The following is a 20,475-nucleotide window of genomic DNA, read 5'->3' on the forward strand; positions in this document are numbered from 1 at the left end:
GTCCACCAATCTGTGCAATTTCGATGCCGAACGGAAAACGCTTGTGAAAACAGCACGTTAACTTTCTGTGACGATATTTATGGCCGACATTGTCGGACAAAACCAAACGATTTTGTCGCTGCCACTTCCGTTCACTTGGTTTCCCTCTTCACCAGCAAGCGGCCTTGGCCTCGCGGAATACACTTGCGGAACTTCAGACGGTATTCGGCCCAGTTGTCGAGAATCTCAGTGGCGCGGGCCGAGCCCGTATAGTGCAGATGGTTGGAGATCAGCTGGTAGAGAAGCTCCTCGTCATGGCGCGTCATGTGTCCGGAGACGTCGACCCGTCCCTTGTGCATGAGATCACCGCCGTGATGGTGCAGCTTCTCCAGCATGTCGTCTTCCTCGGGCAACGGCTCGAGCTCGACCATCGCCATGTTGCAGCGGCTGGCGAAATCACCGGTTTCATCGAGCACGTAGGCGACACCGCCGGACATGCCGGCTGCGAAGTTGCGGCCCGTGGCGCCGAGCACGACGACGACGCCGCCGGTCATGTATTCGCAGCCATGGTCGCCGACACCCTCGACGATGGCGATCGCGCCCGAATTGCGCACGGCGAAACGTTCGCCCGCCACGCCGCGGAAATAGCACTCGCCCTCGGTCGCACCATAAAGCACGGTGTTGCCGACGATGATCGAGTCCTCGGCCACGATCCTTGAATTCTCCGGCGGCCGGATGATGATCTTGCCGCCTGAAAGCCCCTTGCCGACATAGTCGTTGCCGTCGCCGATCAGGTTGAAGGTGACGCCGCGTGCCAGGAAGGCGCCGAAGCTCTGTCCCGCCGTGCCGCGAAGCGTCACATTGATCGTGTCTTCCTTCAGACCGCGATGGCGATAACGCTTGGCGACCTCGCCAGAAAGCATCGCGCCCACCGAACGGTCGACGTTCTTGATGCCGACCTCGAAGGCGACGGGTGTCTTGGCCGTCAGTGCCGGCTGCGCCTGTTCGATCAGCACGCGGTCGAGAATGTCGTCGATCGGGTGCTTCTGCCGGCTCGTCCAGAAGGTCTCTTCCTTGGGAGCGTCAACCTTGTGGAAGATGCGGCTGAAGTCGAGGCCCTTGGCCTTCAAGTGCGACAGCATCTCGTCCTTCTCCAGCAGCTCCGAGGCGCCGATGATCTCGTCAAGCCGGGTGAAGCCGAGCGAGGCGAGGATTTCGCGCACTTCGTTGGCGACGAAGAAGAAGTAGTTGATGACGTGCTCCGGCGCACCCTTGAAGCGCTTGCGCAGCGCCGGATTCTGGGTCGCCACGCCCACCGGACAGGTGTTGAGATGGCACCCGCGACACATGATGCAGCCGGCGGCAATCAGCGGCGCGGTGGCAAAGCCGAATTCGTCGGCTCCAAGCAGCGCCCCGATGATGACGTCGCGGCCTGTCTTCAGGCCGCCGTCTACCTGCAGGGCGACACGTGAACGCAAACCCTTCAGCACCAGCGTCTGCTGGGTCCCGGCAAGGCCGATTTCCCAGGGGCTGCCGGCATGTTTCAGCGACGTTAGTGGCGACGCACCCGTACCGCCGTCGGAGCCCGAAATAGTAATATGATCGGCGCCTGCCTTGGCGACACCGGCGGCAACCGTGCCGACGCCAACTTCAGAGACCAGCTTGACCGAGACATCGGCGGCCGGGTTGACGTTCTTCAGATCGTAGATCAGCTGCGCCAGATCTTCGATGGAATAGATGTCGTGGTGCGGCGGCGGCGAGATCAAGTCGACACCCGGGGTCGAATGGCGGGTCTTGGCAATGGTCGCATCGACCTTGTGACCCGGCAGCTGGCCACCTTCGCCAGGCTTGGCGCCCTGCGCCATCTTGATCTGCAGCATGTCGGCATTGACGAGATATTCGGTCGTGACGCCGAAGCGGCCCGAGGCGATCTGCTTGATCGCCGAACGTTCCGGGTTCATCGAACCATTGGCCAGCGGTATGTAGCGGTCGGATTCTTCGCCGCCCTCGCCGGTGTTCGACTTGCCGCCGATCCGGTTCATGGCGATCGCCAGGGTCGTATGCGCCTCCCTGGAAATCGAGCCGAAGGACATCGCCCCCGTCGAGAAACGCTTGACGATATCGGCCGCCGGCTCGACCTCGTCGATCGATACCGGCTTGCGGCCGAGCGCTTCGGCGCTCTTGATCTTGAACAGCCCGCGGATCGTGTTCATGCGCAGCGCCGAATTGTTCAACATGTCGGCGAATTCGCGGTAGCGGTCCTCGGCATTGCCGCACGCGGCATGCTGAAGGGCTGCGACCGCATCCGGTGTCCAGGCATGGCTTTCGCCGCCTTTTTGTCGGGCATATTCGCCGCCGATATCGAGTGTCGTGGCAAGAAGTGGATCGGTACCGAAGGCCGCGTTATGGCGGGCGACGGTTTCCGCGGCGATCGCCTCGAGGCCGACGCCTTCGATCTTCGTCGCGGTGCCTAAGAAATACTTGTCGACCAGTTCCGACTGCAGGCCGATCGCATCGAAGATCTGCGCGCCGCAATAGGACTGGTAGGTCGAGATGCCCATCTTCGACATGACCTTGAGGATGCCTTTGCCGACTGCCTTGATGTAGCGGTAGACGACTTCGGAAAAATCCACTTCCTTCGGGAATTCGCCCTTGGCATGCATGTCGAGCAACGTGTCGAAGGCAAGATAAGGGTTGATCGCCTCGGCGCCGTAGCCGGCGAGCAGGCAGAAATGATGAACCTCGCGCGGTTCGCCGGACTCGACGACGAGACCGACCGAGGTGCGCAGTCCCTTGCGGATCAGGTGATGGTGCACGGCAGCTGTGGCAAGCAATGCGGGAATCGCGATCCGGTCCGGCCCGATCTGGCGGTCGGAGAGCACGATGATGTTGGAGCCGCCCTTGACGGCCGCTTCTGCGCGCTCACAGAGCTGGTCGAGCATCTCGGGCATGCCTTCGGCACCACGCTCGATATCATAGGTGAAATCGAGCGTCTTGGTGTCGAAACGGTCGGTCGAGCGGATCTTTTCAAGATCGCCATTGGTCAGGATTGGCTGGCGAACCTTGAGCCACTTGACGTTCGCCGCACCCTCGTGGTCGAGAATGTTCGGCCGCGGCCCGATGAAGGACTCCAGGTTCATCACCAGTTCCTCGCGGATCGGGTCGATCGGCGGGTTGGTCACCTGCGCGAAGTTCTGCTTGAAATAGGTGTAGAGCAGCTTCGACTTTTCCGACATCGCCGAGATGGGCGTGTCCATTCCCATCGAGCCGAGAGCCTCTTCGCCGTTAATGACCATTGGCTTCAAGACCGTCGCCAAGTCCTCCGCAGTGTAGCCGAAGGCCTGCTGGCGGTCGAGCAGCGACACGTCGCGGCGCAGCGCCCGCGGCTCCGCCCGCTTCAGGTCTTCGAGGATGAGCTGGGTGCGGTTGAGCCAGCTGCGATAGGGATGCGCTGTCGCAAGCTGCGACTTCACCTCGTCGTCGGAGATGACGCGGCGTTCTACCATGTCGATCAGCAGCATCTTGCCCGGCTGCAGGCGCCCCTTCTGGATGATCTTCTCCTCCGGAACCGGCAGCACGCCGGCTTCGGACGCCATGATGACGCGGTCGTCATCGGTGACGAGGTAGCGCGCCGGCCGCAGGCCGTTGCGGTCGAGCTTGGCGCCGATCTGCTTGCCGTCGGTGAAGGCGATGGCAGTCGGTCCGTCCCATGGTTCCATCTGTGCGGCGTGATATTCGTAGAAAGCCTTGAGTTCGGCGGCCATCGAGTGGTCTCCGGCCCAGGGTTCCGGGATTAGCATCATCATCGCATGCGCCATCGAATAACCGCCGCGCACCAGGAATTCGAGTGTGTCGTTGAGATAGGCGGTGTCCGACTGCCCTTTTTCGAAGATCGGCCAGAGCTTGGAGATGTCCTCGCCGAACAGCGACGAGGAGACCGAGGCCTGGCGGCGCGCCTCCATCCATTTGACGTTGCCGTTCACCGTGTTGATCTCGCCGTTATGGGCGATCATGCTGTAGGGATGCGCGAGCTTCCACGATGGGAAGGTGTTGGTCGAGAAGCGCTGATGCACCAGGGCGACCGCGCTTTCGAAACGCGGATCCGACAGATCCTTGTAATAGACGCCGACCTGATAGGCCAGGAACATGCCCTTGTAGACCACCGTCGCCGACGACAGCGATACCGGATAGAAATTGCTCTCCTCGCCGTCGAACTCGTCATAGATGCGGTTGGAGATCACCTTGCGCAGCGTGAACAGCCGGCGCTCGAACTCGTCGTTGTTTTCGGCATCCTCGCCGGCGCCGATGAAGACCTGCACATGATGCGGCTCGGTGGCGGCAATGGCCGGCGCCTTGGAGAGCGAGGAATTGTCGACGGGCACGTCGCGAAAGCCGATGAACACCTGACCTTCCTCGGTGATGACATCCTTGATCACCTTCTTGAAGTGCTCGATCTGCTTTTCATCGCGGGGCATGAAGATATGGCCGACGCCATATTCGCCGACCGGCGGCAGGGTGATGCCCTGCTCGGCCATTTCCTCGCGGAAGAAACGGTCGGGGATCTGCACCAGGATGCCGGCGCCGTCACCCATCAGCGGATCGGCCCCGACGGCGCCGCGATGCATCAGTCTCTCGAGCATGCCCAGACCATCCACGACGTTCCGGTGCGACCTATGGCCCTTTAGATGCGCGACGAAGCCGAAGCCGCAGGCATCACGCTCGTTCCGTGGATCGTAAAGGCCCTGGGCACGAGGCTTGATCGCATTGGCAGCAATCTTCTTGGCTGTCGGACTTGAGCTGAATGTTGGCATGACTTGGCCCTCTTCTGCTCCTCTTTCCCACCAGCGATGCTGGTGAGGAATATCAGCGGCAATCTCGCGTCGACGGACGGATGACACGTTTCAGCAAGATCAACACTATTGATCTAACGGTCCGGCGCCGGCTGGCGCTGACGCAAATCTCCTTTCCTAAATTCAGTGATATCATCTCGCGTGCAGTCCGAAACCTACTGGATCGGATAGGGACGAATCCGCTTGTGGCGCACGAAAACGCCAATACGGCTAGGAGTCCTGCCGCCGGCCATCCGTTGCAAAATGCAGACGAGACGGCTCGCACCCAGTAAACGTTCCCTCGCACAAGCGGCGGAGGCAATGCGAAGACGCGCTGGTATGCAGGCTGCGCAGCTTTGAAAGCGCTCTTTCTAAAAGTCACGGTCGTGGTCCGCTCTAAATGTCATGGACGTACTCTGTCCACTGTCGCTAGAAGCTTGCACTTTGAGGTGCCACGGGGAAGCTGACCAAGATTGGTCGCCAGGCGGGCGCCGCCACGTCGTAGTCGAGGAGGGAAATGGGGGAACCGGCACCGTTCGTAGGCTTTAGCTTCCGTGATAATTATTAATGAGAGCGTCATCAACGATTCCCTCTGTTATGAGTCACATCAATACAAATTTCCCTCCCATCAGCCGCTGGCGGGAGGAGCCCAACCTATTCGTCGTTTGTCCTAAATGGTGTGATTGACCAGGTGACTTCGTCAACAGCCCGCTGGAGGATCTCCTTCGTTAATACGAGGTTGGTTGACGCGGCGATGACATGTCCAAGAGTATCTGTATAGTCGCCTCTCCTGATGATCCGGGCGTTAGGTTTTACATGGAACTTCACATCGGCGACACCCTGGATAGAGGCCGCCCGGGCGCCGCCACTAATCCAATCTAACGTACCATCGCTATCAGGAACTAAATGCCGTACAATTGCAGTGCATGAATGCCGGCTGCGCAAATCCCATTCCTGGCCGATAACAACCTTTATATGCTCGTGTATGAGGTCGATACCGCAGGAGAGCTGAACCAGCCGAGGACTGGCGCCACCGGCAAGACGCGGATTGACTTCAATCACCACGGGCCCCTGCTTTGTCGATCGGAATTCAATGTTTGACGGTCCCCAGCCAAGCCCGAGACCTTCCAAACAGCGCCGGGACAGATCGACCACGCGATGATATTCCTCATTAGTCACAGGGGCCGGAACAACAGTCTCATGGAAGACGAAGTTCGGTGGGGGGCCGAATTCAGAAGCACCGATTGCAACGACTTCACTCCCCATTAAATTAGCACTGAAAAACGTTCCCCTTGCGAATTCTTCGACCAGTATCCTCGGCGTGGACCGCCAAGTGTGTTCCCCGCCCAGCAGATAGCTCGTATGAGCGGCCAATTCGGCGACATCGCGGCACAATCGAACGCCACTGCTGCCGCTTCCTTCAGCTGGCTTTAGAACTACAGGTAGGCCGATCTCTGCGGCTGCGTATTCTACCTCCTTTGCATCCATTGCTAAGCGATAAGCGGGCATCGGAATGCCTGCCTTTCTGAGCAACTGACGTTGATTGAATTTGTCGTTGCATCGATCGATTGAAGCAGGGTCCGGCCCCGGTAGACTGAAATGCCGGCAGAGTTCGCTGACTGTCACATAAATCGACTCGTCAAGTCCCGAGAAGCCAGTTATGCCAGCGATTTCATGGGTTGAACGCAGTATTGAACATTCATGAAGCAGAGCCTGGACATTGTCCGTGGCGACTGGGATGACCTCAGTGCCTTCCGCCTCGAGATATGCATACTGAGCTGGGTGAGCAGAAAGCGTGATTGGGTAAAGACCCAAACGCCGGGCTTCCTTCACGTACAGGTGGCCAATAGTTCTATGGCCCTCAACCAGAATAAGCGCTCTTTTGGCCAATGGCGTTGACCTCCATGGTTTCGATAGCACCCTCTGCAGAGGCTCTGGCGAGTATCGAAGCCTACGAGGTAGGAACGTGCCAGGCCATGCTAAAGTAGTGCTCGCTATAGCTTCAGGAGTCCGAATCGTGTTGCCGTCGCGACGGCGGCCGTTCTGGTTCGGACATCCAATTTTCGTAGGCAATTCTTCACATGAAAAGCGACCGTATTTTCGGAAATCCCCATGATCACGGCCGTTTCCCACGATGTCTTTCCCTGCGCTATCCACAGGAGACATTCTTTCTCGCGTGGAGAGAGGCTAGGAACACACTCCATGCCACCTTATCCATTTCGATTCGTTCCACCGATTGAGGGACGCCACAGAAGTGCCTGTTGACGTCGCCGCTTCTTTCGTTGCGAATATCGTGCCAACAGCGTCGAACGAGCCTCAGACGACATTGCCATTACTTTTCAACTGGTTACGGCATAAAAGCATGGAGGCAGGGCAACAGCGTCGTGTTTTGAAGTAGACAAACTCTACAGGATGCCTACCTCGCGGCATGGTTTGGTCCGGTGCCCGGTCAATTATTCGGCGGGAGGAAAGCCCGATCCCTCTGGGCCATAAGCAAGCAGGCAACTATGCCTTCACCGACTGATAAACCATGGCATAAGGTCATGCTTGATAACCTATCCCTCTAAGGATTTCCTTGGTCTTGACCGATGCCTTACGAGCGGGAACGCGCATCACTAAGCTGTCTGTCGCTTTGGGGACAAACCGAGCGCCGAGCGCGGCCACGTACCACAGACAAATTAGCTGTTGTCAGTCTCCAAAGTGGACGAAATCATTTGCAGCACCTGGTCTCGCGTCATCCAAAGGAGCCAATCATCATCATCGATGCCCTCGGCATCCAGGCGCAGGACCGAGCCATGCTGCTCTCGGTTCACGTAACCAGAACGACCAAGGACCCCTTTTGCCACATACCAGTCGGCAACCAGCGAATAAATGAAATCGGGCGCCCATTTAGCCCATGCCAATCCGAATGCGATGTGACCAATATAACTCATGAGGCCGCGGCCCCTAAAGTCTTCCCGCAGCCACAGATCGCCACGATATGCTACAACGCCGGTTATTCCTCGAGCACTCGGAGCGTAGCAGCGACATGAGGAGTATTGTCCCGCTTTCAAGACAGGATCCTTGAAGCAGGATTTTAGCGACTCGAGGTGCTCTGCAAGGTTCGTGTCAAGTAGATCGTCGACGCGCATTGCTTGGACATGTGCCACGGTTCCTTTTCTGTCCCGCCCGACGATCCAAAAAGCCTTTCCAGGGAAAAGATCGGAACAGTCTGGACGGAAGTTTGGATACGTGGGCCGCTTTCCGGGAAGTTTGCTGGTGATCCCCACATATTCCTCAAAGTCTTCGCCCATTGTAATGCTGAGACCGGATCGGCGTGCCAACTCGTTTGTTGCGCAGATATATTTTGATACATCGAGCGTCGTCACGTTTCCGTGCATGTCACTTCTCCTATTCACCAGTGTTTGCGGCGAAGATCGCTAGAGGGCATTTCGCCCAACAGATGAGTCGTCTGTTTGGTCACCCCTGCATTGCGGCGTAATCGGACACGCATGCCGCCGCGGTCTACGGCCTATAGCCACCGGGAGCCCAATCTCCGCTGAGCTGTCTATTTTCTTCGCAGCCGTCGACGAATATATCCGAGCTTCGCTACTTGGGAGATTGGCGACGGTCATCTGGTGATCAATATAAAGGCCAACAGGTTCGCTCATCGTTACCTCCTGAATATGAGTGAAGCACATGCGGCTTTCGACTAAGCCACGAGTTGGGCCCCTTCATCCACCTTGCCGCGAGATGAGGGACCTTCCTGGGCCTCTACGTTAAACATGAGGCCTGCGAGCCAGCTGCGAGGCGCCGCCGTCGGCGATGAGCATCTTCTGCTTCAAGTCCGCCACTCAGCAACATCAGTTTCCGCGACCGTAAGCCAACGCGTTTTCGAAGGAAGTTCATGTCTCGCTGACCCTGCATTGAGCCTCTGTCCGATTTTCGGCTCTTAGAGTCAGACGCTCGCGTGGACAGACAGGTCCAGAATGTCCAGACCACGCTGAAGCGTTTGCGCATCGATCGTCAGAGGTGGAAGAAACTTGATAACTTGGTCCTCTGCACCGCATCTCTCTACCACAAGCCCCTCATCAAAGGCTTTGCGAACGATCCTTTCGGCCACATTGCCTTCAGCGCAGTCGAGCGCCAGCATCAGGCCTCTTCCGCGGACGGATAGATTGTGATTTTGGGTGCTTTGCGCGATCTGCCGCAGGCGCTCGCTCATGTTGCTTCCTTTTTCCATGACATCGTCAGATAGATTTTCATTTGCCCAGAACTTTCTCAAGGCGCCCGTCGCTGTCACGAGCGCAAGGTTGTTGCCTCGGAACGTCCCGATGTGCTCTGCCGGCTGCCATACGTCCAACTCCGGCTTGAGCAGCAAAAGAGACAGCGGCAGCCCAATGCCACTCAGCGACTTCGAGAGAACGATTATGTCGGGCGATATACCGGCGTATTCAAAGCTGAAGAAACTGCCGGTTCTCCCACATCCTGCTTGAATGTCGTCAACGATGAGGAGAATGTCGTTCTTTCTGCAAATTCGCTCGACCGACCGCAGCCACTTCTCGCTCGCGACGTTTATGCCCCCCTCGCCTTGAACGGTTTCCAAAATGATGGCTGCTGGCAGATCTATGCCGCTGCTTGCATCCGAAAACACTTTGTCCAGGTACTCCGACGTGTCTGTTTCAGGCCCGAAGTAGCCGTCATAGGGCATGAATACGGCGCCGGCTGGAGGAAGGCCTGCCGCATCGCGGTAGTAACGATTACCTGTCACCGCAAGCGCGCCCAGGCTCACTCCATGAAAGCCGTTGGTGAATGAAATTATGTTATGCCGTCCAGTGACTTTGCGTGCGAGCTTCAAGGCAGCCTCCACGGCATTGGCGCCGGTCGGGCCGGGGAATTGAAATTTATATTTCAAACCACGCGGGCGTAAAATTGTGGCATTGAAAAACTCCATAAACTCTCGTTTAGCTGACGTAGCCATGTCCAATCCATGGATTATTGCACTCGATTTCGTGTATTCTACCATGGCATTTATCAACTCGGGATCGTTGTGACCGTAGTTGAGAGCACCCGCGCCGGAGAGAAAGTCGATGTATTTGCAGCCCTTCTCGTCCTCGATAATGGCTCCGACGCCCCTCCTAAATACGGTAGGAAAGGATCGCGAATACGACCTCACGTTCGACTCGAGATTTTCGAACACAGAAAGCGAGTTGGAGTTGTTGTCAGGGAACACGATCTTACTCCTTTTTAACCGCTGCAATTTCGGTCTGCTGTCCGAGCTAGGGTCCGATCGGAATTCCGGCTCGGCTCAACGGTGATGACTTGCAACCTTCGTCCGGCCCATTTCTTTCAAGTTTCGTGCCAGTCAGCTTCTTTATAGACGACCCATATTATTCACTGCTATGCCAGCTATTCAGGCGCCCAAATACGGGGCCGAGAAATGCAGGCATGTCGCTGAACCAGCAAAGACAATGTCGTACATCGTGACGCCTATGCACGGTTAACCGCTTGTGGCGCGTGGAACTCATGTGCGAGTCGTTTATCTTTATGCTGTGATCACTTTGAATCGGCAAAGGAGGGGTTGACCAAAGCATTCAGTCGTTGTTTATCGATCGCGGTTCGTCACCTGCCTAGAAGTGACCACGCTTGCCTTCGCCAGCCACTACAATCCGTCAAAACTATCGGCGTGGTGGCGGGTCGGCATTGCGATCGAGCGCACCAAGCTGGTTTAAGACCCGCTGCCCAGGCATCGCCTCTTTCCACCCTAGCAAAGCAGCTCCGCGCGAACTGCTTCGTGGCACTTGTACTCGGCTAATGTCTTCTGCAATCGGGCTAGCCGCTTCACTTCGTCTTGGATGGGCAACCCCTTTACCAAAGTCACAGTCATTTCGAACAACTCCACTGCCACGATGTTGTTGCCGATCTCATGGAAGAAGTAGGCCATGGCCTGATAATACTCCGCTCTTGAGTGGGCATTTTCCCACTGGCACAGTGTCAGCATGTGCTCGGAGAGCGCCTTGCCCATCGACAAGCGTTCACCAAATGGAAATCGCGAGTAGTCATGCGATGAGTCAAAGAGTTGATGCATCGCTCCAAGAAGCCAGTCTTTTGAGTCCTTCTCAATTGCAAGGCGGACAAATTTGCGTAGCATCAGGCAGGCGGCCTCCATGTCTTGCAATTCGTCAATCAATATGTCTGCATATAACTGGAATAGGTAGAGGCTGTCCGGCATAACACTGATGCCATCTTGTAGTAGCGACAGTGCCGTCTTCCAATCCTTAGCCTCTATCGCCGCCCAGATGCGATCGATCAATGATTGTCCAGCGGCATCCATTTCGTTCTCCTTTGTCAGATCGTTCGCTTCTTGCTGGTGCGCCAGCTGCGTCAAAATGAGGGAACTTTGCCGTTAGCCACATGTACAGGTGGGTGAGCTCTAGCCGTCAGCGGTCGCAGCTTCCTCATCTGCTGCAACGCCGATACCCTCCAACCCATGTTCCGTATTTCTCCGGCACCTGCTCCAGGCGGGCCAGTGCCGGTATGCAGACACGCACGAGGAAAGGATCCGGGGATGTGCATAATGCCGCGCTGGAAGGTCGAAAAGAGATCGCCTCGCAGCCAGTCCTGCGCTTTAATCGACGGAGCCAATCCGCAATCAACCATATCTGCGCTCCACTGCGTTATGGCGCTTGGTGCTCTATGACGGGGACGGTCTTGGCACCTATGAGGTCGAGCGGCCTTGATTGGATCAATCATGCCCGTGAAACATCAACAGCGCCTATGCGGCGTGGCTTTGCGTTGGCTTACGTCAAGCGCTTTCCGCACAACGTCATCAAGGTCTATCGGGTGGACAGAGGCGACCTTTCCGCCGCGGTCGAGAACGAACGAGTACGGCACAACAGAATGGATCGGGTCCATCCAGAGGCTGTGAATTTGACCTGTGAAATCGACCCCTACTCGAAAATTGAGATTCGGGCAGGTTTGGTTTAGCCATGCGTTCACATAAACACGAGCCGCAGCCGCCGTTGTAGGCCATTTGATCACGATGCCGATGACCTCAAGACCATCAGTCCGGTATTTTTCCTGCAACTGCACGAGATCGGGCATTATTTCCGCGCAGCCTCCGCGGGTGGCCGTCAGAAACACGAGAATGTAAACATTGCCTGGCTGGAAGGTCTCGAGAGGCCTGCCACGAACCCAGCCCACATCAATGATCGAAGGCGCTGAGTCACCTACCTTCACATCAACCATGCTTGGTGTTCCGTCACGTGTTCAAAACCAAATGCGGTTACCCTGCACTGCGGATGTGTCGGCCGTTCCGCCACTTCGCAATAGCTCTCAAGATTCGTGCCAAGCAGGCCGATTTAGCTGGCGAGCAACAATTTCGCTGCCATTTCAGCTAACTGACGAAAAATTCGGAATTGAGGAAGAACAACGCCTGTCACGTAACCGACAAAGGTGGGCGACAATGCCTTAACTCGTGACCTACTCCAACTAATTAGGCCATTTAGAATTTGCCAGTTACGATCCCTAACGGGGCGAAGTAATCATTCGACGAAGGCCTTGAGACAAAGATCTGTTCTGAAGCTGGACGCCACTGAAACGCGGAACAATTCTGAACGATCTACATCCGGCTAGTGCCCTTGAAGAAAAGTAAGCCACTTCGAAGGACGGATGCCACGTTGAAGCGCATTCGAGAAGATCCGTACTCAATAGGACCGCGCCACACGACGTTCGTCAGAACGTGGCGCCTTCTTCGTCGTCGAGTGGTCATGATTGCTGACCGCGTGAGCAGGGGCGAGAGCTTCGTTGACATCACTGCCACTATCATGACCGACAGCAGAGCAGGAAGTTAACTTTATGTAGGGGACCAGTCGAGGCGCGAATGACGTCTTCCTTGTGAAGTAGACCGCTCGCCGTGGCGCAGTCGAGCCTAGATAGCATGATCATGATCATCATCAATATCCACCGAAGACAACTCTTTAGGGGAAGCGATCAGAATTCGTTACGGCCGGTCTGGTGATGGGATAGAAACTGCTCTAACAATAGTCCGCTACACAAAATGAGACATCCTGTCGGTTGGTCAGATATTGCACAAAGGGCCGCACCGTTCATTGGCCCTCAGAGCGTGACAATCTATTTTCGACATTGTCATCACCTTTGTCGGTTACGTGACAAGCGCTCCTGTTTTCAATCCCGTATTCTACGCCCACATAACTGGATTCGCAGCTAATTATTGTTCGTCATCTCTATCGGCCCGCTTGGCACGAATCTTGAGAGCTATTGCGAGGCAGCGGAACGGCCTCCGCTTTTCGCTTTGCGGGATAACCGCATTGCTCGAACACATGAAGGAACGCCAAGCATGGCAGCTCTGCGTCAGATCGCATTCTATGGAAAGGGCGGAATTGGCAAGTCCACTACGTCCCAAAACACGCTAGCCGCCCTTGTGGACCATGGGCAGAAGATCCTCATCGTCGGCTGTGACCCTAAGGCCGACTCTACGCGCCTGATCTTGAACTCGAAGGCCCAGGATACGGTTCTTGATCTCGCAGCAACGAGAGGTTCGGTTGAAGATCTTGAACTCGAAGACGTGCTCAAGGTAGGCTATAAGGGTATCAAATGCGTGGAGTCTGGCGGCCCGGAGCCAGGCGTCGGATGCGCGGGACGCGGCGTTATCACGTCGATCAACTTTCTCGAAGAGAACGGCGCCTACAACGATGTCGACTACGTGTCTTATGACGTGCTCGGTGACGTTGTGTGCGGCGGCTTCGCGATGCCGATCCGTGAAAACAAAGCTCAGGAAATCTACATCGTCATGTCCGGCGAAATGATGGCCCTCTATGCCGCCAACAATATCGCCAGGGGCATTCTAAAATATGCTGCAGGCGGCAGCGTGCGCCTGGGTGGCCTCATTTGTAACGAGCGTCAGACCGACCGCGAACTCGACCTCGCCGAAGCGCTGGCTGCCAAACTCAATTCCAAGCTCATCCACTTCGTGCCACGCGACAACATTGTCCAACATGCCGAACTTAGAAAGATGACGGTGATCCAATATGCGCCGGACTCTCAGCAAGCGGCCGAGTACCGGACACTTGCCCAAAGAATACATGACAATTCGGGCAAAGGCACCATCCCGACCCCCATCACCATGGAAGAACTTGAGGACATGCTTCTCGATTTCGGGATCATGAAAACCGATGAGCAGATGCTTGCCGAACTTCAAGCCAGGGATGCCAAGTTGATAGCTGCCCAGTGATCACACTGACGCGCAGCGACACGCAAGGCGCCCGCCGTCCCGTGAGGGAGGTTTCGCCATGAGGCTTCATCCGGATTTTCTAAGGGGTAGTGTCAATGAGCCTCAAATACGATAATGACAGTGACTTCCATGCGAAGCTTATTGCAGACGTGCTGTCGCAATACCCGGGCAAAGCAGCGAAGCGCCGCAGTAAACACCTCAGCGTTGCAACGAGCGAAACGGACGCAAACGCGATCAGCGAATGCGAGGTAAAGTCGAACATCAAGTCTGTTCCAGGCGTGATGACGATACGCGGCTGCGCCTATGCCGGTTCAAAAGGTGTCGTCTGGGGACCAATCAAGGATATGGTTCACATTTCACACGGGCCTGTGGGTTGCGGTCAATATTCCTGGTCGCAACGTCGCAACTATTACGTCGGTCTGACAGGCATCGACACATTCGTGACGATGCAATTTACATCTGATTTTCAGGAAAAAGATATCGTCTTCGGTGGTGACAAGAAACTGGAAAAGGTCATCGATGAGATTGCTGAACTTTTCCCGCTAAGCAATGGCATCACCCTACAATCAGAATGTCCGATCGGTCTGATTGGCGACGATATTGAGGCCGTAGCGCGAAAGAAGGCCAAAGAACACGCGACGACCGTCGTGCCGGTACGCTGCGAAGGCTTCCGTGGCGTGTCGCAATCGCTTGGCCACCACATCGCCAACGACGCAATTCGAGATTGGGTCTTCGACAAGAAAGACATAAAATTCGATCCAGGTCCCTACGACGTAAATGTCATAGGCGACTATAACATTGGCGGCGACGCATGGGCCTCGCGCATCCTGCTCGAGGAGATCGGATTGCGCGTGGTCGGCAACTGGTCCGGAGATGCAACTCTCGCCGAAGTGGAGCGCGCGCCGAGAGCGGCACTCAACCTCATTCACTGCTATCGGTCGATGAATTACATCTCCAGGCATATGGAGGAAAAATATGGCATCCCTTGGATGGAATACAATTTCTTTGGACACTCCCAAATCGATGCCTCGCTGCGCAACATTGCCGAACACTTCGGGCCGGAGATCCAAGAAAAAGCCGAAAAGGTCATAGCCAAATACCAACCCCTCGTTTGGGCCGTAATCGACAAATACTGGCAGCGCCTTTCCGGCAAACGGGTGATGCTCTACGTCGGGGGATTGCGTCCTCGTCACGTCGTCACCGCCTATGAGGACCTCGGGATGGAAATCGTAGGAACCGGCTACGAATTCGGTCACGGCGACGACTATCAGCGCACTGGCCATTATGTAAAAGATGGCACGCTGATCTACGACGATGTGACTGGCTATGAACTTGAGAAATTCATTGAGGGAATTCGGCCCGATCTCGTCGGGTCCGGCGTTAAAGAAAAATACCCGGTGCAGAAAATGGGCATTCCATTCCGTCAGATGCACTCCTGGGACTATTCTGGTCCGTATCACGGTTATGACGGCTTCGCAATTTTCGCTCGGGACATGGACATGGCCATCAACAATCCAGTTTGGGGTCTCTACGACGCGCCCTGGAAAAATGACCGCATTTTGGCGGCGGTTGCTGGGTGAGAACATAGCGTTCGCGCGTAAACGCGCAACGGCTTAAACGACGCATGTTTCTGGACCGCCCTTGAGCCGCGGCCAGATCGAAAGAGGTGACCCTATGCCGCAGTCAGCTGAGAAAACTCTCGACCACGCGCCCCTATTCTGCGAGCCTGAATACAGGAAGATGTTGGCCAAAAAAAAGCTGAAATTCGAGTGCCCACACCCGGATCAGGTCGTGTCGGACCAGCGCGAATTCACGAAGAGCTGGGAATACCGAGAGAAAAACTTGGCCCGCCAAGCCCTTGTCGTCAATCCAGCCAAAGCCTGCCAGCCCCTCGGTGCGGTCTTCGCAGCGGCGGGATTCGAGCGAACGATGTCGTTCGTCCATGGCAGCCAAGGTTGCGTTGCCTACTATAGATCGCACCTATCGCGCCATTTCAAGGAGCCGTCATCGGTGGTCTCGTCATCGATGACAGAAGACGCGGCTGTTTTTGGTGGCCTGAAAAATATGGTCGACGGTCTCGCCAACACGTACAAGCTCTATAACCCGAAGATGATCGCGGTGTCGACCACATGTATGGCAGAGGTCATCGGAGATGACCTGCATGGTTTTATCGAAAATGCCAAAAGTGAAGGTTCGGTCCCGCGCGATTTCGATGTCCCCTTTGCCCACACACCAGCCTTTGTCGGCAGCCATGTCGATGGCTACGACAGCATGGTAAAAGGTGTGCTGGAGAATTTCTGGAAGGGCACCGCGCGAAGTGAAGCCACCGCTTCTATTAACATCATTCCTGGATTTGATGGCTTCTGCGTTGGGAACAATCGCGAATTAAAACGCCTGCTCGACTTGATGCAAGTGACTTACATGTTCATCCAGGACGCATCAGATCAGTTCGATACCCCCTCCGATGGTAACTTTCGTATGTATGACGGGGGGACCAAAATCAATGACGTGAAGGCGGCGTTGAACGCGGAGGGGACGTTGTCCCTGCAATATTACAACACTCGCAAGACGCTGGATTACTGCAGAGCCGTTGGACAAGCGACGACCTCCTTCCGCTATCCTCTTGGCGTCGAAGCTACCGACGAACTCCTGATGGCGATATCTGACATTTCCACGAGAGAAATTCCCGAGGTGATCCGTCTGGAGCGCGGGCGACTCATCGACGCGATGGCGGACAGCCAAGCTTGGCTGTATGGAAAAAAATACGCGATCTACGGCGATCCAGATTTCGTCTATGGGATGGCGCGCTTCATCATGGAAACCGGCGGCGAGCCAACCCACTGCCTTGCCACTAACGGCACCTCAGCTTGGGAGGACGAGATGAAGGAACTCCTCGCATCCTCGCCCTTCGGGAAGAATGCACAGGTTTGGCCAGGCAAAGATCTCTGGGCACTGCGCTCGCTACTTTTCACTGAGCCCGTGGATCTCCTGATAGGCAATTCTTATGGGAAGTATCTCGAACGGGACACCGGTACCCCACTGGTTCGGCTGACCTTTCCAATTTTTGACCGGCACCATCATCATCGATTCCCCCTCATGGGCTACCAGGGCGGACTGCGTCTTTTGACCGCGATCCTCGACAAGATCTTCGACAACCTCGATCGCGAAACAATGCACGCCGGTGTCACAGACTATTCGTATGACCTCACTCGCTAAGAGCGGCGGCCGGCCAGGCGGCCTATCTCTCAAACCAGATATGAAGGCAGACGAATGTCCTCGCCCAACGCCAAAATCAAAGATGCCTTCCACGAGCTAGCGAGTGAAAGGAGCGGCGGCAAGGGTCCTAAGGCGCGCCGAAAGAATTGCGCGAGGCCAATGGCCCCGGGAACGGCTGTCGGCGGTTGCGCTTTCGACGGCGCCAAGGTCGCACTGCAGCCGATTACCGATGTCGCGCATCTGATTCACGGACCGCTCGCCTGCGAGGGAAATTCCTGGGACAACCGTGGCACTGCCTCGTCAGGTCCAACACTTTGGCGCACGAGCTTCACGACTGATCTTACGGAAATCGACATCGTAATGGGCCACAGTGAACGGAAGCTCTTTAAAGCAATCCGGGAAATCAAGGAGGGGTATGCGCCCGCGGCAATCTTCGTCTATTCAACCTGCATAACGGCGATGATCGGCGACGACATCGGGGTTGTTTGCAAGCGAGCGTCGGACGAATTTGCGTTACCAGTGGTGCCGGTCAATGCGCCAGGCTTCCTCGGATCTAAGAACCTCGGCAACAAGCTAGCGGGCGAGGCGCTACTCAAGCATGTCATTGGTACCGTGGAGGCCGATGAACCAAGCGTTTGCGATATCAACATACTCGGCGAATTTAACCTCTCGGGTGAGTTCTGGCTGGTGAAGCCGCTCTTGGATAAGCTCGGCATCCGCGTCCGCGCCTGTATCCCGGGAGACGCGCGATACCTGCACGTCGCCTCCGCCCACCGCTCACGCGCAGCGATGACGGTGTGTTCGACAGCGTTCGTTGCTTTGGCACGTAAGATGCAGGAACGCTGGGACATTCCATTTTTTGAGGGCTCCTTCTATGGCATTTCCGGCACCTCGGAGGCGCTCCGGCGGATCGCCGATCTGCTTGTAAGGAAAGGTGCTGACCCCTCGCTTTTGCGTCGCACGGAAATCCTTGTAGCGGAAGAAGAGGAAAAGGTGTGGAAGAGGCTGGAAGCCTACCGACCTCGCCTTGAGGGCAAGCGCGTGCTTCTAAATACAGGCGGCGTGAAATCATGGTCGGTCGTCCATGCCTTGATGGAGATCGGCATGGAGATCGTCGGCACATCAGTCAAGAAATCGACGCTCGAAGATAGAGAGCGAGTGAAACAGACCCTGAAGGAGGAGAACCTCCTGTTCGAGTCGATGTCGCCGCGCGAACTTTTCTCGCTTCTACTCGAGAGAAAGGCTGACATCATGCTGTCGGGCGGACGCACCCAGTATATAGCGCTAAAGGCAAAACTGCCCTGGCTCGACATCAACCAGGAGCGTCATCACGCTTACGCTGGCTATGAGGGAATGGTGCAACTTGCTCGACAAATTGACCTGGCAATCCACAATCCGATGTGGCCGCAGGTGCGCGAGCCGGCGCCATGGGAGCCGGCCTTGGTCGTTTAAAAACGAGCTAAAAGAGAAGCGTAAGCGCGTCGAACCAAAACCGCGAGATCACTCGCAAAAAATCTTGAGGTCGTACTATGGCACGCGTCGTATCTCAAAATAAGTCGGCGGCGGTCAACCCCCTGAAGTCGTCTCAGCCGCTTGGTGCTGCCTTCGCCTTTCTGGGCGTCGACGGCGCAATACCTCTGCTCCATGGCAGCCAGGGATGTACGAGCTTCGCGCTCGCACTGCTCGTGAGGCATTTCAATGAAGCGATCCCGCTGCAAACGACGGCGATGAACGAAACCGCGATAATCGTCGGCGGCGCGGATCGTCTCGAAGAGGCAATTCTCAGCCTCAAAGCCCGCACAAGACCACGACTGATCGGGATATGCACGACCGCATCGGTAGAGGCCCGCGACGAGGATGTCGCCGGTGACGTCGAAAACATAAAACGCAAGCGGGCGATAGAACTTGTGGGCACCGAAGTGGTACTCGCCAACACGCCGGACTTTGACGGCGCCATAGAGGAAGGTTGGTCTAAAGCTGTTACCGCCATGATCGAGGCAATAACACGACCTGAAAAGCAGTATCGAGATGCAGGCAAGATCGCGATCTTGCCTGGCTGCAACTTAACAGTTGCTGATATCGAACATTTGCGCGAGACGGCCGTAAGCTTCGGGCTCGATCCGGTTATCCTTCCCGATGTGTCGGGAGCGCTCGACGGGTCCATCCCCGAAGAATGGATGCCGACCACATATGGCGGCACGAAAGTGCAGGAAATCCGCGATCTTGGTACTGCGATGCAGTGTATCGCAATCGGTGAGCATATGCGGCGACCGGCTGAAGCGCTACAGAGACTGACCGGCGTCCCATACGTCCTGTTTAGATCGCTAACGGGCCTAGAGAACGTCGATCGCTTTATTCGCGTGCTTGCCGCTCTGTCACGGAAACAGGCGCCGCTCAACGTCCGCCGCAATCGAATGCAGCTGCAGGATGCGATGCTCGACGGACATTTCCATATGGCAGGCAAGAAGATCGCAATCGCCTCCGAGCCGGATCAGCTTTTCCAGTTCTCCAATCTTTTTACTGCCATGGGTGCGGAAATTGCGGTCGCAGTCGCCACGACCGGCACTTCGAAGGCACTCGAGATGGTACCGGCCAACACCGTCAAAGTCGGTGATCTCAGCGATCTGGAGAGTCTCGCCGCAACGGCCGATCTTATCGCCACACACTCGCACGGCCGGGAAGCTGCCAAACGCCTCGGCGTTCCGCTGATGCGGCTTGGTTTGCCAATTTTCGACCGCGTCGGCAGCCAGCAAAAGCTTACAATATTATACCGGGGAACCCGCGATGTGATCTTTGACCTCGCAAACATCATTCAGGCCAACCACCCTCCGAACCCACGGTCCAGTTGACCCAACCGACAGGCGGGAATCGCAAATGAGATCAATTCGTCGCCTCTCACTCTTCAATGGGAGACTCCAGCAACAGCGGCCGAAACTGCCGGCAGGCGCTCTGCGAATTGCGATCGTCACGCAAGATATGAAGGGACTGACAGCGCGGTTTGCATCGGTCAGACTATTTGCCACCTACGACGAGACAAGCGACACGTGGACCTTCGTGGAAGCCGCCGGGATCGAGAATATCTCCGACAAGATCGAAAGACATCGAAGCGAAGGTGAGGCTGCGCTGGGCAAAGATTGTAGACAGCTGCCAACTCGTTTTTGTCTGGCAATCGGCGGGCCTTCGGCTGTCACATTTGCCATCGGCAGAACTCGCTAAATT

13 protein-coding genes are annotated in these 20,475 nt (G+C 56.2%); 6 read left to right on the top strand and 7 right to left on the bottom strand.

Annotated elements, in window-relative coordinates; translation table 11 throughout:
• Positions 1 to 131: 131 nt before the first annotated feature.
• From gltB to HJB83_RS29865, 7 genes are all read right to left on the bottom strand, one after another.
• Complete coding sequence (gene gltB / locus HJB83_RS29835; RefSeq protein WP_259671441.1) at positions 132 to 4,790, bottom strand: glutamate synthase large subunit; 4,659 nt, start codon at positions 4,788 to 4,790, stop codon at positions 132 to 134.
• Between the two features lie 672 nt (positions 4,791 to 5,462).
• Positions 5,463 to 6,698, bottom strand: a complete 1,236-nt coding sequence (locus tag HJB83_RS29840; protein ID WP_221140443.1) for an acetyl-CoA carboxylase biotin carboxylase subunit family protein — start codon at positions 6,696 to 6,698, stop codon at positions 5,463 to 5,465.
• Between the two features lie 104 nt (positions 6,699 to 6,802).
• Positions 6,803 to 7,012, bottom strand: a complete 210-nt coding sequence (locus HJB83_RS29845) for a helix-turn-helix transcriptional regulator (protein WP_206990212.1) — start codon at positions 7,010 to 7,012, stop codon at positions 6,803 to 6,805.
• 474 nt (positions 7,013 to 7,486) lie between these two features.
• Entirely contained in the window at positions 7,487 to 8,188 is a 702-nt protein-coding gene (locus HJB83_RS29850; RefSeq protein WP_206990211.1) for a hypothetical protein, read from the bottom strand.
• A gap of 557 nt (positions 8,189 to 8,745) precedes the next feature.
• Positions 8,746 to 10,020, bottom strand: coding sequence for a diaminobutyrate--2-oxoglutarate transaminase (gene ectB / locus HJB83_RS29855; protein ID WP_221140448.1), 1,275 nt, complete (start codon positions 10,018 to 10,020; stop codon positions 8,746 to 8,748).
• A gap of 531 nt (positions 10,021 to 10,551) precedes the next feature.
• Complete coding sequence (locus HJB83_RS29860) at positions 10,552 to 11,121, bottom strand: hypothetical protein (protein WP_221140450.1); 570 nt, start codon at positions 11,119 to 11,121, stop codon at positions 10,552 to 10,554.
• 431 nt (positions 11,122 to 11,552) lie between these two features.
• Positions 11,553 to 12,035 (bottom strand): TlpA disulfide reductase family protein, encoded by a 483-nt coding sequence (locus HJB83_RS29865; RefSeq protein WP_168260056.1) that lies wholly within the window; start codon positions 12,033 to 12,035, stop codon positions 11,553 to 11,555.
• Positions 12,036 to 13,146: 1,111 nt separating this feature from the next.
• Between HJB83_RS29865 and nifH the strand changes: the two genes are divergently transcribed.
• From nifH to HJB83_RS29895, 6 genes are all read left to right on the top strand, one after another.
• Positions 13,147 to 14,040 (top strand): nitrogenase iron protein, encoded by an 894-nt coding sequence (nifH, locus tag HJB83_RS29870; RefSeq protein WP_003551759.1) that lies wholly within the window; start codon positions 13,147 to 13,149, stop codon positions 14,038 to 14,040.
• A 95-nt stretch (positions 14,041 to 14,135) separates the two neighbouring features.
• Positions 14,136 to 15,620, top strand: coding sequence for a nitrogenase molybdenum-iron protein alpha chain (gene nifD / locus HJB83_RS29875; protein ID WP_168301760.1), 1,485 nt, complete (start codon positions 14,136 to 14,138; stop codon positions 15,618 to 15,620).
• Between the two features lie 94 nt (positions 15,621 to 15,714).
• Complete coding sequence (gene nifK, locus HJB83_RS29880) at positions 15,715 to 17,256, top strand: nitrogenase molybdenum-iron protein subunit beta (protein ID WP_168301761.1); 1,542 nt, start codon at positions 15,715 to 15,717, stop codon at positions 17,254 to 17,256.
• A gap of 54 nt (positions 17,257 to 17,310) precedes the next feature.
• On the top strand, positions 17,311 to 18,708 hold the full coding sequence (nifE, locus tag HJB83_RS29885) for a nitrogenase iron-molybdenum cofactor biosynthesis protein NifE (RefSeq protein WP_221159697.1): 1,398 nt from the start codon (positions 17,311 to 17,313) through the stop codon (positions 18,706 to 18,708).
• A gap of 77 nt (positions 18,709 to 18,785) precedes the next feature.
• Entirely contained in the window at positions 18,786 to 20,105 is a 1,320-nt protein-coding gene (gene nifN / locus HJB83_RS29890) for a nitrogenase iron-molybdenum cofactor biosynthesis protein NifN (RefSeq protein ID WP_221140453.1), read from the top strand.
• Positions 20,106 to 20,130: 25 nt separating this feature from the next.
• Complete coding sequence (locus HJB83_RS29895; RefSeq protein WP_221140455.1) at positions 20,131 to 20,472, top strand: hypothetical protein; 342 nt, start codon at positions 20,131 to 20,133, stop codon at positions 20,470 to 20,472.
• Positions 20,473 to 20,475: the final 3 nt, after the last annotated feature.

The sequence above is a fragment of the Rhizobium sp. NZLR11 genome (assembly GCF_019685115.1).
Lineage (GTDB): Bacteria > Pseudomonadota > Alphaproteobacteria > Rhizobiales > Rhizobiaceae > Rhizobium.

Bases quoted from the DNA above. Each gene is read 5' to 3' on its own strand.
- nifH (WP_003551759.1), top strand. From the start codon at position 13,147: ATGGCAGCTCTGCGTCAGATCGCATTCTATGGAAAGGGCGGAATTGGC.
- HJB83_RS29895 (WP_221140455.1), top strand. From the start codon at position 20,131: ATGAGATCAATTCGTCGCCTCTCACTCTTCAATGGGAGACTCCAGCAA.
- HJB83_RS29860 (WP_221140450.1), bottom strand. From the start codon at position 11,121: ATGGATGCCGCTGGACAATCATTGATCGATCGCATCTGGGCGGCGATA.
- nifE (WP_221159697.1), top strand. From the start codon at position 17,311: ATGTCCTCGCCCAACGCCAAAATCAAAGATGCCTTCCACGAGCTAGCG.
- HJB83_RS29850 (WP_206990211.1), bottom strand. From the start codon at position 8,188: ATGCACGGAAACGTGACGACGCTCGATGTATCAAAATATATCTGCGCA.
- nifN (WP_221140453.1), top strand. From the start codon at position 18,786: ATGGCACGCGTCGTATCTCAAAATAAGTCGGCGGCGGTCAACCCCCTG.
- HJB83_RS29865 (WP_168260056.1), bottom strand. From the start codon at position 12,035: ATGGTTGATGTGAAGGTAGGTGACTCAGCGCCTTCGATCATTGATGTG.
- nifD (WP_168301760.1), top strand. From the start codon at position 14,136: ATGAGCCTCAAATACGATAATGACAGTGACTTCCATGCGAAGCTTATT.
- nifK (WP_168301761.1), top strand. From the start codon at position 15,715: ATGCCGCAGTCAGCTGAGAAAACTCTCGACCACGCGCCCCTATTCTGC.
- gltB (WP_259671441.1), bottom strand. From the start codon at position 4,790: ATGCCAACATTCAGCTCAAGTCCGACAGCCAAGAAGATTGCTGCCAAT.
- HJB83_RS29845 (WP_206990212.1), bottom strand. From the start codon at position 7,012: ATGGAGTGTGTTCCTAGCCTCTCTCCACGCGAGAAAGAATGTCTCCTG.